Raw genomic sequence first — 15,798 nt, forward strand, 5'->3', positions numbered from 1 at the left:
TCCCGCTTCGAGAGTCACAAACTCCAATCGCTCAACTCGCGGAAGTCCTATATGAACAAGAACCGTTCTTCTCGATGGCTGTGCGGCACGACGTGGATGGCGCTCGGGCTCGCGACTCTCTTCGGATGCTCCGATGGGGGTGATGCAGGCGACGGTGGCGCCGGCGGTGCGGGGGGAGCGGGCGGCACCAGCGTCAGCGGCAGCGGCAGCGGCAGCACTGGGACGACGGCTACCAGCGGAACTACCACCAGTGGCACCGGAGGCCCGGGGACGACCAGCTCCTCGACGACCGGCGGTTCGGGCGAAGGCGGCGCCGGGTCGGGTGGTTCGGCCAGCGGAACCGGCGGAGGCGACGACCCCCCCACCGGGAAGTTCGTCGGCAACATCACGACGAACCGCGCTGTGCGCGAAGGCTTCGCGAAGCACTGGAACCAGATCACGCCCGAGAACGAGGGCAAGTGGGGAGAGGTCGAGTCGTCCCGCGGCAACCGGGACTGGAGCAAGCTCGACGCGATCTACAAGTACGCGAAGGACAACAACATCATCTTCAAGCACCACGTCTTCGTGTGGGGCAGCCAGCAACCCGGCTGGATCGCGAACCTCTCGGGGATGGATCAGCAGGCGGCCGTGAAAGACTGGATGCGGGCGTTCTGCGAGCGTTACCCCGACACGAAGTACATCGACGTCGTCAACGAGCCGCCGCCCCACACCACGCCCTCCTACAAGAACGGTATCGGCGGCGACGGCGCCAGCGGCTGGGACTGGATCGTCAACTCCTTCAAGTGGGCTCGCGAGTACTGCCCGAAAGCGGTCTTGATCCTCAACGACTACAACAACATCGAGTACACGAACGATCACAACAACTTCATGAGGATCGCGAAGGCGGTGATCGACGCGGGCGCCCCGGTCGACGCCCTCGGCGCGCAGGCCCACGACGCGTTCAAGATCAACACCAGCACCGTCAAGGGCTACATCGACGCGATGGCCAAGCTGGGCAAGCCCGTGTACATCACCGAGTACGACATCGGCATCGCGGACGACAACCAGCAGAAGAAGGTGATGGAGGAACAGTTCACGATGTTCTGGAATCACCCCTCAGTCCCCGGTATCACCTTGTGGGGTTACATCGTCGGCGCCACCTGGAGGGATAACACCGGCATCCAGCATTCGGACGGCAGGATGCGGCCGGCCATGAGCTGGCTGATGGAGTTCCTGGATCGTAATTGATGTCACGCTGACGCGGTGAACCCGAGCGAGCTCCCTCCGCAGAGGGAGCTCGCTCGCTCGCAGCTCGGCGCTTCGATGAACACGATGGGACGTCGATCTCGTCCTCGCAGGTGAAGTCGACGCCCAGAGACACCTCGACCTCGGACTGCACCACGGCGCACGTGTCATCACAAAGCACGATCGCGGTCGGGTTCGCGGGGTCGTCGTAGCGCCATGTGCCCGCCGCCGCACATGCCTGGTCATAGACGGTCGGGGCACGCGACAGCGAGACAGAGGGGCCGGCGCCGAGGTCGGCGCGCCGTCGTGGGCGTGCGCGCTTGCGTACTGGCAGGCGAGCCCGGATCGGCCGGCCGGCCCGGGCTGCGTTGGGGGCTAATCGCAGGTGTTGGCGCGCGTGTTCACCAGCGTGAGATTGCTGAAGGTGCTGTTCGCGGCGCAGGGATTTTCGTTGACGGCGGTGTTCGTGAGCGTGAGGTTCTGAATCGTGATGTCGGAGGAGTTCGCGAACTCATCGCGTGCGGCGAGCCGGATGTCGCCGCCGCCGGTGACGGTCCCGGATTCCGCGGCGACGTTCACGTTGTGACAGTTCTCGATCAGGATCGAGTTGCTGCCCGTGTCGGCGACGTCGATGCGGTCGATCGTGAAGCCTCCGCTCTCGGACACGCAGAAGATCCCGCGCCCGCCGCCGCGGGCGATGACCTCGCCGACGCGGATGTTGGTGGGGTAGCTGCTGCCGATGCGTCCTGCGCGGTTGGCGAGGCGGAAGGCCGCGTAGCCGGTGCCCGTGCCCGCGTTCACGGCGTCGACCGTCCCGATCTCGGCGTTGACCGTGTCGTTCAGGAGGAGACCACATTCCCCGGTGTCGCGCGCGATGACGGTGCCGATGCGGAGGCCGTCGACGCCGTAGGTCTCCACGCCGTGTGAGCTGGTCCCCTCGGCGTACACATGGTCGATGTCGATGTTCGTCACCTTGTCGGCGCGGTTCGAGCGACCATGATTGTCGATCCGGATCCCGAGGCCGCTCGAGACGCGCAGCTCGACGTGGCCGAGGCGCAGGTTCTCGACGTCGCGGAAGAACATGGCGTAGAGCGGGGTGCCGCTGATCGTGACGTTCGGGATCTCGATGTCGGTCCGGCCGCGCGCATAGAGGGGCGCCATGTCGCCGGACCCGCTGCCGGTGACGTCGATCGTGCCGCAGATGTTGAGCACGGTGTAGCTGGGGACGCTCAGCCGCGAGCTCGCGCTCATGGTTCCCGAGCCCTGAACCAGGACGCTCTCCTTGCTGGCACGGCCGGAGCTGAGGCTATCGAGCGCCGCCTGGATCGCGGATCGCATGTCATCACCGCTGTAGATGTTGCGGCTGCCGTTCTGCGCGACCCAGGTGGATCCCGATCTTGTCACCACGGCGTCGTAGTCGCTCGCGTCCCCGTCGCAGGGATACGCCGCATCGCCACCGCCGCTGCCGCCGGCTCCCGCTCCACCGGTGCCCGTTTCGCCAGCCCCCGCTCCACCGGTGCCCGTTTCGCCAGCTTCCGACCCTTCGGTGCCCGCCCCGCCCGAGCCGTCGAATCCGCCCGAACCAGGCGCGCCAGCTCCCGATGTGCCGCCCGTCGTGACTCCACCGCTCGCGCCCGAGCCCCCGCCCGAGGTCGCGCCCGTCGAGGCCGAGCTGCCATCGTCTCCCTCGGGGTCGCTGCCAGCGCCCGATCCGCAGCTTGCTGCCACGAGCAGCCCGACGAGGGTTGACATCACCGAAATTGCGCGTGTTCGAGTGTTCATCATCGGCTCCGAACGGTGAGAGGGACACGCGGTCCCCTGGTCGACGCTCGCGCTGGGGCTTGACGCCCGGGCCCCTGATGGGCAGCGCTGAGCGACTATAGACCTACGGTCATAACGCGCCGTCGGTGAAGGCGACAATGTCGTCCGTCCACCCCTTCAAGAACACCGACCACTCCAGCCTCTCGGCTGCGGGCACGAGATAGCTGAACGCGCTGCTGCGCACCTCCCAGGCGTGGCAGTACCGACACTGGAAGATGCTCCGGCCCCAGAGCTCACGGTACCCCGGAAGGGAGGGGAGCTCGTCGACCATTGCGTAGCTTCCGACGCCCGCCCTCGTAAGAGGCGGTCTTTCGGCGGGATGGGCGGTTCTTTCCGTGCGCGTCCGGACGTTGTTCGAGATGACGCGCGACGGTGGCCCCTTTCGGTTGCGCTGGAGCATCACGGATCGCGACCCGACCGCCAGGCACATCTGGGCCGCGTGGAGGCAGAAGCCTCCGCTGGCGTCGTCAGATGCACCCTCGGCGACCGCGGAGTGCGACGAGCTCTCTGCGCTCTTCGCGGGGCTCGCGCGCCGGCTCGACGTCCGAGGCGTCGGCCTTTTCTGGCCGACGAGCAATCACACGATCGCCGCGTGGGACGTGACGCCGGCAGTGCGCGTGCTGGTACCGACGTCGCAGATCTTTCTCGGGTGCGACGCGACGTTCGATCAAACCACGTTCTTGCCGTCGAAGCAGCGTGTCGTCTACGAGCTCCGCGCGACCGACGTGCCCGACGCTGTCCCCGTACCGCGAGCGTTGGCGACGTTCCTGCTCGATCAGATCGAGCACTACGCGGGCGCGTCGCTCGACATGCTCGCGATGCTCCGGACGCACCGGGCGCTGCGCTTCGACTCGAGCCTACCCGCAGCGTGCGGCGCCTACGCCGCCGCGGCGGCGAAGTCTCTTCGCGCGCGGCCGCTCTCCCCGCCAGACCGCCGGGCGCTCATGCGCTACGGGTCGACGGAGCTCGGGCTCGCCGGGCTCGCCGCACCATCGGTCGAGGAGACGCTCGAGCGGCTCGCGCGGTAGCACCTCGGACGGGTGCCGCGAACCCAACCTCGGTCGGTGCCGCGCAACCTCGCGCGAACCCAACCTCGGTTGCCCCCGAACGCAACCTCGGTCGGTGCCGCGCAACCTCGGTCGGTGCCCGGTGCCGCGGCGCGGCGAACTCAACCTCGGTCGGCGGAGTATACGTGCCCAGGTTGGCAGCGCAGCGCCGCAGGGCGGGTCGGGGCAGCACCGGGCACATAGGACGAGAGTGGCGGGCACTGGCGGAAATCGGCCGCCGCCACCCGCCGCGCGGGGCAAGTCCTTGAAATGACTTCCACTGATTCGCGGCACGGAGCTTGTTTCTGCGCTCCGGCCATGAGCCAGCCTCGTGAGATCGCTCCCGGCGCGACGTACCTGCTGACCCGTCGGGTCCTTCGGCGGCACTTTCTGTTGCGGCCCGATGTGGCCATCAACCAGCTGTTGATCTACGCCCTCGCAGTCTCGGCCCGCCGCTACGGCGTCGAAGTTCACGCGCTTTGCGCGATGTCGACGCATCTGCACCTCGTGGTAACCGATGTGCAGGGCGTGCTGCCGCGCTTCCTGCAGTTCTTTCATCGCCTGGTCGCGCTGGGCACGAAGGTGCTGCGCAAGTGGGAAGGGCCAGTATGGGACCACGAGGCCACGAGCGTGGTACGGCTCGCGACGCCGGCGGCGGTGGTGGAGAAGATGGCCTACGTGCTCGCGAACCCAGTGGCCGCTGGCCTGGTCCGGTATGCGAGGGAATGGCCGGGCGTCAAGGTGGACGTGGGGGAGCTCGGCCGTGGGGCGCTGCACGCGAGGCGTCCCTCGGCGTATCTCGACCCGGAGAATCCGCAGTGGGTCGAGGAAGCGACGCTGCCGCTGTCGCTGCCGCCAGGCATCGAACAGGAGAGCGCGGAGGGCTTTCGGCAGCAGGTCGCTGCCGAGCTCGAGCGTCAGGAAGCGCAGGCCCGTGCGGAGGTGGAGCGGCGAGGGCTCCGCGTCTTGGGCGCCGAGCGGGTCAGCAAGGTCTCTCCCTACGACCGAGCGAAGAGCTCCGAGGGACTGCGCGAGCGCAATCCGACATTCGCCGTCGGCCATGAGCAGGGTGAGGCATGGCGAACCGCTGCGGCCGCTGTGCGAGCGTTTCGCGCGTCGTACCGCGCTGCGCTCGGACGATGGTGCGCCGGCGTGCGCAGCGTCCTTTTCCCGGCGGGGACGTGGTGGATGCGCACGTTTCATGGCGCCAGCGTGACCGATGTGGCGCTCGCAGCGTAGAGCGGTCCACGGGAGCGCGACAGCGAGGCGGACGGGAGCAGGCCACGGCTTCGACGCGTCGTTGGGAGGGAATGTGCGTTTGGATGTGGCGGAGCGAGCGGCGCATCCTTGCGGCAGGATGCGAGAATGAATGCGCATCCGTCGTGCCGCGCCGGGAGCGCATGAAGCGGCGCCAACGTAAGGCCGTCGGAGGCGCTGCTGACCCGACTTGGCCGGATAGAATTGTTCCGTGTCGGATGACGGACGTGGATTGATGGGTCAGCCCGGATTCGGCGATCGGTCAACCGGGCGACCGGCCGATCGGTCAACCGGGCGACCGGCCAACCCGGGTTCGTTAATCTACCCGGGTTCGTTAATCTTGCTTTTTCAGATAAAACGGAGCATATTCCTGGGGCTACGGGCCGACGCCAAGGCTCTCCCACTACGGCGCGGCAGCCGGTCGGTTCTCGAACCAGCCACAAGCGGCCGCACGCGGTGGAGCGGAGATTCCGATGACGATCCATTGCGAGATAGAGAATCCAGGCGAGCTCGTCCAGCTCCTTCGCGTCCGCGGGCACACCTCTCGTGCAGATGTCCCGGAGGCGGCCGGGGGGCGCGACTTTGCGCCGGGACCGCACGACTGCTTCGACGCGGCGCTCGCCGCGTGCAAGGCGCTGACGGCGACGTTGTACGCGGAGCAGAAGGGGATAGCGATGGCGCCGTGGGAAGTATGTGCTCAAGATGCGCCTCGCGTTTCACGGCCCGCTGACGGAGGCGGATCGCTCGCGGCTCCACACCGTGGTCGCTCGCTGTCCGATCCACAAGCTGATGACAACGGCCGACGTGGCGATCGTGACCGCACCCATCAAGGGCTCCTCTGGAGTCAACGTTGACTCGGACGAGCCGTGAGAACCAGGAGATCTCGATGAGCCGATACCCCGACAAAGAGCCGGAGTGCCTGTACGCAGACAGCTCGGTCATCGAGCTCGTGATCGAGTCGCGCCCGCGGGATCTGGGCGGCTTCGCGGTGCGACGCACGCTCCCATCGACGCAGCGAAGGCAGCTCGGGCCGTTTCTTTTCTTCGATCACATGGGGCCGGTCGATTTCGCGCCAGGTCAGGGGATCGACGTTCGACCGCACCCGCACATCGCGCTCGCGACCATCACCTATCTCCTTGACGGGGAGTTCGTGCATCGCGACAGCGTCGGCTCGAAGCAGCCGATCCGGCCGGGCGACGTGAACTGGATGGTCGCGGGACGCGGCGTGGTCCACTCGGAGCGGACGGCGCCCGAGATGCGGGCGCGCGGCGCACGGTTGCACGGGATCCAGACGTGGGTCGCGCTCCCGCAGCGTGACGAGGAGATCGAGCCGCGCTTCGAACATCACCCGCGCCTGACGATGCCCGTCGTGAGCCGCCACGGCGCGGAGCTGCACGTCATCGCCGGGACCGCGTACGGCGCGGAGGCGCCCACAGGGGTCCTGTCGCCGACGCTCTACGTGCATGCGCAGCTCGACGCCAGCGCGACGCTGCCGATCGACGACGAGCACGAGGAGCGCGCCATCTACGTGATTGACGGGAGCATCGACTGCGACGGCAAGCGCTTCGGCGAGGGCGCGATGGTCGTGATCCGTCCGCGCGCGCACGTCGCCGTGCAGGCCATCAGCAAGACGAACCTCATGCTCATCGGCGGCGCGCCGCTCGACGGACCGCGCCACATCTACTGGAATTTTGTGGCGAGCTCCAAGGAGCGCATCGAGCGAGCGAAGGCCGACTGGCGCGAGGGCCGTTTCCCCAAGATCCCCGGCGATGACACCGAGTTCATCCCCCTCCCGGAGGGCGGCTGACGTGGGCATGCGGCCGGCTCCGGGATCACGGGGATACGAGCTGGTGGCGTCCTTGGCCGCCTTTTCGATGGCCTTGGCCTCGTTTCGGTCGCCGCATCACTCGCGCAGCCAGGCCCACGAAGAGGTGGTACGCTCTGCCGATGAGCCACGACGATCTCGGCCCCATGCCGATCCGGTTCATGCGGCATGCGGGCTCCGGCGACGCCATGCGACCGATGCGGAGCCCAGCGGTTCACACCTACGTCGCCCTCGCCCTGCACGTCGGAGGCCGTATGCGGGTCGAGCATCGCGGCGAATTCGAGCTGCGGGCCGGGCATCTCCACCTCATTCCCGCAGGCGACGCGCACCGCGTCCTGTCGGCGAGCCGCCCGGATGTGTGGGGGATCGGCTTCTGCCGGACGTGTCTCGACCCGGCGCGCTACGGCGACCTGCTCGCCCCGCTCGACCGCGTCCGCCACGGGGCATCTCCTGTGGTCGAGTTGCCGGGGGCGCGGCAGGCGTATGTGCTCGATCTGCTCAGGGAGCTCGAGCGCGAGCAGCAAGCTGTGGGCGTGCTGCCGGTCGTCGCCGAGAGCCTGCTCGCCCTGGTGCTCGCGGAGGTCGTGCGCGCGAGCGGCACTGCCCGGGCCGCCCCGATGCCGCGTCCTTCGATCGTGGGCGAGGCTCTGGCCGTGATCGAGGCCCGGTGCCTCGGGCCGCTCTCCTTGAAGGAGGTCGCGGCGGCGGTGCGCCGGACGCCTGCCCACGTCACGACCGCGGTCAAGCAGGCCACTGGGCGCACGGTGGTCGCGTGGATCGTGGAGGGACGTCTGGCCGAGGCGCGGCGCAGGCTCCTCGCGACCGACGAGTATGTCGACGTGATCTCCGAGCGCGTCGGCTATGCCGACCCGAGCCACTTCGTGCGGCTGTTCCGGCGCCACCACGGCGTCACCCCCGCCGCCTGGCGTGCCCAGCACCGCCGATCTCAGCTGACCCGGGTTGAGCGAGCCAGCGACGCACCCGGGTAGCAATCCGACCCAGGTTCGGGTTGCTCCCAACCTCGGGTTGCTCCCAACCTCGGTCGGAGCAATCCGACCCAGGTTCGGGTTGCTCCCAACCTCGGTCGGCAGGGTCCCCAACCTGGGTCGGGTCGCACCAACCTGGGTCGGGTCGCACCAACCTGGGTCGGGTCGGCGCCAGAGCGGGTCGGCGCAGAGCGAGGTGGACGCAGATCCTGGTAACATCTGCTCAATGCAAGAAGAGAGAAAGGAAGCAGGTGAGCCCATGCATCTCGCGCCTTTGCCGATGTCGCTCCTCTGGGAGCCGCCGCCGAAGAGCTGCAGCGCCGGGGACGGATCGAGCCTGACGATCACGGCAGGCAGCAAGACCGACCTGTTCATCGATCCGGAAGGCACGGCCGAGGCGCTGACCGCGCCGCGCTTGCTCGGCACCCCGCAGGGGGACTTCATCGTCAGCGCGCGGGTGACCGTCGGCTTTTCGGCGGTCTACGACGCCGGCGTGCTGCTCCTCTGGGTGCACGAGCGCGCGTGGGCCAAGCTCTGCTTCGAGCTCTCGCCGCAGCGCGAGCCGACGATCGTCTCCGTCGTCACACGCGGCCTGTCGGACGACTGCAACGCGTTCGTCGTCGACAGCGACCACGTCTGGTTGCGCGTGGCGCGGCTCGGTCGAGCCTACGCGTTTCACGCCTCCGTCGACGGGACGGCGTGGCGGCTCATCCGCTATTTCGCCTTCGACAGCGCCGGGGACGCCGCTGTCGGCTTCTCGGCGCAGTCACCGACGGGCGATGAATGTACGGCGGTCTTCGAGGATATCCGCTTCGCGCCGCGGAGGCTCGGCGATCTCCGCAGCGGAGAGTGATGCCGGGAGCGCCGGCGCCATGGCCGCTGGTCAGTCCGCCGTCGATCGGCTTTCGCATGCCGCTCGCGCACAGGTCGTCAGCGGCGCACCACGCGCTGGCGCGCGCGGCTTCCCCACATCCGCGGAGGACCGGGGCGCAAGAGGGAGGGGTACCGCGTCGTCGGCGCAGCGCGCGGCGGCCCTCACCGGGCCGTGAGCGCCAGCCATCGGCAGCCATCGGCGCGTGCTGCAAACGTGCACCTCGCGACGCTGTACGCGTGGGCTTGCAGGTACGCATGCGCGGCGGAGCCCGGGTGTTCGCGATTCAAAGGCCACCGCGTTCGCGATACGCTGCGGACATGTCCCGGCCTCTCGCCTCAGGTCGTCCCCCTTTGGGCACACTCACCGGTCTGGGACACGGGGGCGGTACGAAGGTCACGGGCGTGCTGCAGCCGCCCGCTCTGGGTCAACAGCCCGATGCCCCGGCGAAGGACGTCGCGCGCGACGCTGACACGCTCAGTGAGCAGGCGGTGCCGTCGTCGCAGCTGCGCCCCGCCGCTCCGCGCGGCGCCGGACAGGACGAGATCCGAGCGGCGCTCCTGCCAGACCGCATCGTCGCCGGACGGTACAGGCTCGTGCATCCGCTCGGCCACGGCGCCATGGGCGAGGTCTGGCGCGCACACGACCGCGTCCGACGCTTCGATGTCGCGCTCAAATTCCTCGTGCTTCCTCGCCAGAACCAGGCCATCGACTTCATGGAGCGCTTCCGCTTCGAGGCGCAGGTCGCGGCGCAGCTCGGGCGGAAGACCGACCTCATTGTCACCGTGCACGACGCCGGCGAGGATCCTGAGACAGGCCCGTATCTCGTCATGGAGTACGTGCGCGGCCGGTCCCTCCGGCAGCTGATCCGGGAGCGAGGGCCGGTGCCGGCGGTCGAGCTCGCTGCGCTCCTTTGCCAGATCGGAGAGGCCCTCTCGGTGGCGCACGGCCTCGGGATCGTGCATCGCGACATCAAGCCGTCGAACATCCTGCTCCGCGACGGACGCGACGGCCGCCTGCGGGCCAAGGTCGCCGACTTCGGGATCGCCAAGTGGATCCGCCAGGATCTGGCGGCCGACTTCCCCCGCCAGACCGCGGAGGGCGTGGTGCTGGGCACGCCGGCCTACCTCAGCCCCGAGCACACGTGCGACGGGCACGCGGATCCGCAGCTCGACATGTGGGCCCTCGCGGTTGTCGCGCACGTGGCGCTCACCGGTCAGCAGCCCTTCGCTGGCCGCAACATCGCCGATGTGCTCGCTTCCATCCTCTCCAGCGGGCGACCCCCACTGTCGACGCTGTCCCCGGGGGCGCCGCCGGAGCTGGAGAGCTGGTTCGCGCGCGCCTTCGCCCTGGATCCTGCAGAGCGATTCCCGTGCATCAAGCCGATGATCGCCGCCTTCGTGGCCGCGGTCGGGGCGCCGGACGCGCCCGGCACGCCGGCGCTTGCTGCGTCGACGCTCGCTGCGCCGCCGCGGCGGACCAAGGTGCACCTCGCGGCGGCTGGCCTCTTCGTGGCGCTCGGGCTGGGGATGGCGATCGCGGCCGCGCTGCCCCGGCACCGGCCAGAGGGCACCTCCGCCGCGCTGCGGGCGATCGGCGACGAGGTGCGCGCCGTGGTCCGCCACGCTGCCGCGGCGCAGACGCCGAGGGCGCTCCAGGCGAGCGTGCGCTCGACGGTCCCGACGGCCGGACCCACGGCAGCGCCGCTCGTGACGGCGGCGCCCCTGACAGCACCGCTCCCCGCCACGACGCCGCTGGAGCCTGCGCCGCGACCTGCCGCGGCGCGCCCCGTCCGCGCGTCCGAGGCGCCGCGGAGCACGGGGGGAGCGCCTCCGCGACAGCGCTCGACCGACGCAGGTGTGCGGAAGAGCGCGATCTTCTGAGCAGCGACGGCGAGCCATCCCGCTCGTCGACCTGAAGTCGAGCGCGCCCGAGGTGCTGGTATCGACGTGCTCGAAAGATACGTTCCTGCCGCACAACATGCCGCAAAAGATACGTTCCTGCCGCACAACATGCCGACAACATGCCGCAACCCGGGTCGGGTCATCGCCAACCTGGGTCGGGTCATCCGGGGTCGGGCCGTCCCCAACCTGGGTCGGCTGTCCACCCCGCTCAACCTGGGTCGGCTGTCCACCCCGTTCCCCGCTCAACCTGGGTCGGCTATCCCACGTTGGGTCGGCTATCCCACGTTGGGGCCGGCCACGGTTTGGCCCACGACGAGCGCCGGTGCGCTCAGCGCGGCCGCGTCCGTCATGCCGGCCTGGACGCGCGCGTAGATGCCGCACGCCTCGCCGGCGACGACGTAGACGCCGTAATTGACCGACTCCCGCCGCCCGTTCTCCAGGGCCGCGAAATACCGCTGCGCGATCCACCGGCCCTCGCGGGCCTTGGCCAGAGAAGCACGCCAGACGTCGTCGGACGTGTGGCGCCCGAGGATCACCTCTTCCCCCTCGGCGCCGTAATCGCTCTTCAGGACCCAGTCCTCGCGCTGCGCGCGGAGCAGCTCGGGGTGCACCGTCTCCAGCCGCGACGTCACCGGCACGTGGCGCTGGATCACCGACTGCGCCTGCGGCGAGAAGCGGTGGAGGTGCTCCCACATGAACGCCATCGACCGCTTGTTCTGCGGCAGCACCGCGCCGAGCGGGTTCAGGATCGCGGCGCGCCCGTCGGCCGCCGCCGAGAGCACGGCGCCGAGCGGGCCGGCGAGCGGCTCGGCGTCGGGGATCTGCTCGTCGGTCCACACGCTCGAGCGCTCCCCCCACCAGTCCGTCTTGTAATGGCGGAGCAGGATCGAGAACGGGACGTCGAACAGGGACAGGCCCCGATCGTCGTGACCGAGGTTGTACGGCGAGCCGAGGAACACCGCGTAACCGCGCTCCTCGAGCCAGCGCCGGTAAAGGCGGATCACCGCGAGATCCTCGGTGAACTCCGTGGGATAGACGAAGCCGAGGCGCCGCGTCGCGGCCTCGCCGAGGAGCGCGCGGGCGACCTCGTCCACCATCGCGCAGAACCGGGCGCCGAGCTCGCGGTTGGGGTCGAGCGCGCCCGGGTGGTCCGCCGCCGCGAGCGCGCTCAGCACGACCGCCTCCGCCTCGCCCGTCGGCGTGTCGCAGTTCAGCTCGGCGATCGCGGGGCCCTCGTCCGTCAGGAAGACGTCGGCGCGCGCGATGCCGTGCCACAGCGGCTGCGACGAGAGCCACATCGCCTTCTGGCAGGGCGTCAGACAGAAGAAGTCGTCGAGCAGCGACGGCTCGTCCGCGACGAGCAGGCACAGCTCGTCGTACACCGCCGCGACCTCCTCGGCGGTGCGGTACAGGGCGCGCTGCTCCGCCGCCGTGACGAGCACCGGCTCCTCGCGGAAGCGCGGCGCGCCGTCGATCCAGGGGTCGGTGATGAGGCCCGTCTCGACGATCCTGGCGGCGAAGGCGTCGTAAGCCCGGACAGCGTCGCTCATAGGAGGCGCGCGATGGCGATAGAGGTCGCCAGGTAGGTCGCCGCCTCGAGGGCGCCCATGCCCTCGTTGCGGTCGGCCGCGATGCCCGCGTCGAGGCGGCCGCCGCGCAGCGCGAGCGGCGCGCCGAGCAGCAGGCTCTGCACGAGGAGCTGCCGGACAGGGTAGAGCGCGAACAGATAGAGCAGCACGCCGCCATAGCCCTTCAACGAGACGAAGAGCCCCTCGAAGTCGCCCTCGAGCGCCCGCGCGATGATGATCGCCACGGCGATCGAGGCGCCGGCGTAGCTCAGCGCGGCGGCGAGGTTCTCGCCCTGGATCTGCTCGGCGTCGTCGTAGGTGGTGAGCGCCCGGAAGAGCGTGATGAACACGTGCAGCGTGATCTGCGCGAGCAGGAAGAAGCCGAGGGAGATCGCGAGATCGCCGAGATCCTTGCCCGCGATCGCGCGCGAGGTGATGAGCCCGGTCGCCACGTAATGCGCGCCCGCCGCGAGCCCCGCCGCCGCGTTGCCGCGCTCGATCTCGGCCGGGAGCCGCGCATTGAGCAGGAGCCGGATCCCGAGCTGGCCGGTCGCGATCACGAGGAGCAGGCCCACGACCGCGAACGCGCTCACCCAGAGCAGATCGCGCGCGAAGCCCGACCCGTCGAGGCAGTTCTTGACGGCGCTCGCGGCGACGAGGAACACCGCGAGGACCTGGCCCACCGTGAGCAGCCGGCGCGCGACGTTGCTCTCCGTGAGATCGCGGGCGACCGTGTGCGCCGGCGAGAAGATCCTCTGCCCGATGCGCAGGAGGGCGAGCAGAGCGAGCGTCGTGCCCAGCCCGAACCCCATCACGTAGGACAGATCCATGGGACGCACGCTACAGAACGCGCAGCGCCGTCACAAGCCCCAGCGCGCGCCGCGAAAGGCCCGCGCGCGGCGCGTTCCGGCTCGTGGGTTTGCGGGGCGAGCCGCCCTTTGTGATATGGGTAAGGTCCACCGGCCGGCGACGGCCCGGCCTCCGCGACGGACCATGGTCGAACCTCCTTGCGACTCCGGCACTCAGGGCATCCAGGGCATCTTCGCGCGGCCCTATATCGACCTCGAGCCGTACCTCGATCTCGCGCCGCTCGGCGAGATCCACGAGGAGATCTGCCTCGGGCTCACGCAGGTGCCGATCGATTACACAGGCGGCAGCCACCGCACGATGGGCATCATGCCGCCGTCGCGCCTCGGCGAGGCGCTCGGGGACTACGGCGAGGTGATCCGCGGCCTCGAGGACGAGGAGTTCGCCACGTTCCAGCGCCTCTCGGACGACCCCTCGGCGATCGACCGCTCGGCGCGCGACGCGCTCGAGTTCGGCGAGGAGCGCGACATCCCGCTCTCGCGGCGGCAGATGCTCTGGCTCAAGTTCCGCCATGGGGTCTACTTCCCCTGGAAGGTCTATGTCGAGCTGATCCCGAACCGCTTCTGGAGCGACAAGAGCCGGAGCGAAGGCAAGGACTTCACCCGGCTCGCGCGGTCGTTCTTCCCGAAAACGATCGACTACGTGAAGCGCTTGCCCTTCTCGTCGATCGGGCGCTGCAACATCATGGGTCTCGAGGCGAACGATCACGGCACGGTCCACCGCGACGGAGACGGCGTGGCAGGGGAGGGGGCGGCAGGGGAGGGGGTGAGAAGCATCGAGCGCGAGCCCGATCACTTCATCACCCTCTGTCCCGCGGGCAACAAGCGCCTGTTCCTGTGGAACGAGCGGGCGCGGCGGAGGACGCCTGTCGTCGGCCGGGCTTACTGGTTCAACGATCACGATTACCACGGTGTCGAGGCGGATCCGTTCTTCAGGTACTCGGTGCGCATCGACGGCACGTTCACCCCGGAGCTCATCGAGGCGCTCCGGCGCGACAACGGCCGGGCGACGGGGGCCGCCGCGCGGGCGGCTGACGCGGGCGCGCCTCGCGACGCCGGGGAGGCCACCGCGTGAGCCGGCTGGACGAGCCGTTCGAGCGGGCCGAGGTGCTCGACAAGCCGGGGATCGTCGGCGCGCGCTGGTGGCACAAGGGCCTCACCGAGGCGCCGAAGGACGCCTCGCGGCGGAGCGCCATCATGGTCGCGCTCGGCGCGGTCGGGCTCGCCGGGTTCGCGGCGGCGATCGCCGTGGCCGCCGACGGGTGCTCCGACGACGAGCACGAGGTCCAGAGGAAGCGGGCGCTCGACATGCAGCGGACCTTCGGCTGGAGCTTCGGCGCCGCGCAGGAGAGCGTGACGTTCGACGGCGAGTCGAAGAAGCCGTTCGACAAGGCGGCGATCGCGAGGATGGCGACGGACCTCAGGCCCGGAGACGAGGCCCTGCGCGCCTATTACGTGCCCGCGCTGTTCGAGTCGCCCTCCGCCGTGCCCACGCTCGTCGCCCAGGGGGATCCGGCGCCCATCGCGCCGCTCGGCAACGTGCTCCGGCCGATCTTCACGTCGGCGATGGAGCGCGCCTACCGGAGCGGCAAGGCGCTCGCGTCGCTGCTCCTCGCCGCCCGGACGGCCAGCGGCCTGCGCCGGGACATCGCGGTCATCGCGGATCTGGACGGCCCCGAGTCGGTGGCCTTCGCCGCCGGCGCGGCGGAGGCGTTCGATCCGGTGTTCACCTTCGACAACTGGCCGCACCCGCGCGGCGTCGTCAAGGCGCACCAGACGCTCGCCGCGGCGGCGTACTATCAGCCGCTCTTCGCCCGCCCGCACCCCGGCCCGCGCGCGACGATGTTCGTCCTCGATCGCCAGCGGCTCTCGCCGTACTCGGACGACGCGACGCAGTTCGACAACCGGCATGTCGCGCGGCTGCCGTCCGCCGACGCGCTCTGGGACCGCGGGGTCCGACATGTGCTGTACGTCGTGCCCACGGAGGCGAATACGACCGAGTCCGACGATCTCAACGACGATCTCGTGGCCTACCGGATGCGCCAGCTCCGCGTGGGCATGATGGCCGCGAGCGTCTTCGCGCCTGACCTGACGGAGGCGAAGCCCGCGGACGCCACCGAGGACTGGCCTCCGTATTACTACGGTGGCAGCGCAACGTCGCACGGCTGGTTCTGGGTGGACTATCCGTGGGGGCCGCCCCCCAAGCCGGCGCCGGTCGAGCCCGCCGTGCGGCGGCCGGGCAGGAGCTATGCCCCGGCGGCGCGCGCGACGCCGTTCTCGACCAGCAGCGCCGCAGGCGCGACGCCGCCGAGCCCGGCCGGCTTCGGGACGGTGCCCGTCGTCGTGGCGCTCGGCACCGGCGCGATCCTCGGGGCGGCGCTCAGCCGGAGCGGCTCGTGGAACCGGGCCTCGGGCGGGTACGGAGGCTAG

The 15,798-nt window shown here is 69.8% G+C and carries 13 protein-coding genes and 1 pseudogene; 10 read left to right on the forward strand and 4 right to left on the reverse strand.

Features of this window, described 5'->3' with window-relative positions:
• The first annotated feature begins 51 nt into the window (after positions 1-51).
• On the forward strand, positions 52-1,227 hold the full coding sequence (locus WMF17_RS17420; protein WP_437650514.1) for an endo-1,4-beta-xylanase: 1,176 nt from the start codon (positions 52-54) through the stop codon (positions 1,225-1,227).
• A 372-nt stretch (positions 1,228-1,599) separates the two neighbouring features.
• Here the strand turns inward: WMF17_RS17420 and WMF17_RS17425 are convergent, their stop codons facing one another.
• Together WMF17_RS17425 and WMF17_RS17430 are read right to left on the reverse strand one after the other, a co-directional pair.
• Entirely contained in the window at positions 1,600-3,144 is a 1,545-nt protein-coding gene (locus WMF17_RS17425; protein WP_437650515.1) for a hypothetical protein, read from the reverse strand.
• The gene (locus WMF17_RS17430; RefSeq protein ID WP_437650516.1) at positions 3,116-3,316 is read right to left on the reverse strand and encodes a hypothetical protein; all 201 of its coding nucleotides are present in this window, start codon (positions 3,314-3,316) and stop codon (positions 3,116-3,118) included. The genes WMF17_RS17425 and WMF17_RS17430 overlap by 29 nt, the downstream gene beginning before the upstream one ends.
• A gap of 88 nt (positions 3,317-3,404) precedes the next feature.
• Between WMF17_RS17430 and WMF17_RS17435 the strand changes: the two genes are divergently transcribed.
• From WMF17_RS17435 to WMF17_RS17465, 7 genes and pseudogenes are all read left to right on the forward strand, one after another.
• Complete coding sequence (locus WMF17_RS17435; RefSeq protein ID WP_437650517.1) at positions 3,405-4,073, forward strand: hypothetical protein; 669 nt, start codon at positions 3,405-3,407, stop codon at positions 4,071-4,073.
• A 336-nt stretch (positions 4,074-4,409) separates the two neighbouring features.
• Positions 4,410-5,330, forward strand: a complete 921-nt coding sequence (locus tag WMF17_RS17440; RefSeq protein WP_437650518.1) for a transposase — start codon at positions 4,410-4,412, stop codon at positions 5,328-5,330.
• Between the two features lie 491 nt (positions 5,331-5,821).
• Positions 5,822-6,218, forward strand: a pseudogene (locus tag WMF17_RS17445) (OsmC family protein).
• Positions 6,219-6,234: 16 nt separating this feature from the next.
• Positions 6,235-7,155: a pirin family protein gene (locus WMF17_RS17450; protein ID WP_437603206.1), complete on the forward strand. Its 921-nt coding sequence runs from the start codon at positions 6,235-6,237 to the stop codon at positions 7,153-7,155.
• 140 nt (positions 7,156-7,295) lie between these two features.
• Positions 7,296-8,162, forward strand: coding sequence for a helix-turn-helix domain-containing protein (locus WMF17_RS17455; RefSeq protein ID WP_437603207.1), 867 nt, complete (start codon positions 7,296-7,298; stop codon positions 8,160-8,162).
• A 256-nt stretch (positions 8,163-8,418) separates the two neighbouring features.
• Entirely contained in the window at positions 8,419-9,012 is a 594-nt protein-coding gene (locus tag WMF17_RS17460) for a DUF1349 domain-containing protein (protein ID WP_437603208.1), read from the forward strand.
• Positions 9,013-9,434: 422 nt separating this feature from the next.
• Positions 9,435-10,913 carry a serine/threonine-protein kinase gene (locus WMF17_RS17465; protein ID WP_437650519.1) on the forward strand — a complete coding sequence of 493 codons (1,479 nt, stop codon included), beginning with the start codon at positions 9,435-9,437 and terminating at the stop codon, positions 10,911-10,913.
• 296 nt (positions 10,914-11,209) lie between these two features.
• On the opposite strand, the gene WMF17_RS17470 is transcribed toward WMF17_RS17465, so the two are convergent.
• A complete protein-coding gene (locus WMF17_RS17470; RefSeq protein ID WP_437650520.1) occupies positions 11,210-12,484 on the reverse strand; it encodes a glutathionylspermidine synthase family protein in 1,275 nt (424 codons plus the stop codon).
• Complete coding sequence (locus WMF17_RS17475) at positions 12,481-13,332, reverse strand: DUF350 domain-containing protein (RefSeq protein ID WP_437603211.1); 852 nt, start codon at positions 13,330-13,332, stop codon at positions 12,481-12,483. The genes WMF17_RS17470 and WMF17_RS17475 overlap by 4 nt, the downstream gene beginning before the upstream one ends.
• A 163-nt stretch (positions 13,333-13,495) precedes the next feature.
• Here WMF17_RS17475 and WMF17_RS17480 point away from each other — a divergent pair, with 163 nt between their 5' ends.
• Both WMF17_RS17480 and WMF17_RS17485 read left to right on the forward strand, forming a co-directional pair.
• A complete protein-coding gene (locus WMF17_RS17480) occupies positions 13,496-14,443 on the forward strand; it encodes a hypothetical protein (RefSeq protein WP_437650521.1) in 948 nt (315 codons plus the stop codon).
• A complete protein-coding gene (locus tag WMF17_RS17485; RefSeq protein ID WP_437603213.1) occupies positions 14,440-15,798 on the forward strand; it encodes a hypothetical protein in 1,359 nt (452 codons plus the stop codon). The genes WMF17_RS17480 and WMF17_RS17485 overlap by 4 nt, the downstream gene beginning before the upstream one ends.

This window comes from Sorangium sp. So ce362, from assembly GCF_051519845.1.
GTDB lineage: Bacteria > Myxococcota_A > Polyangia > Polyangiales > Polyangiaceae > Sorangium.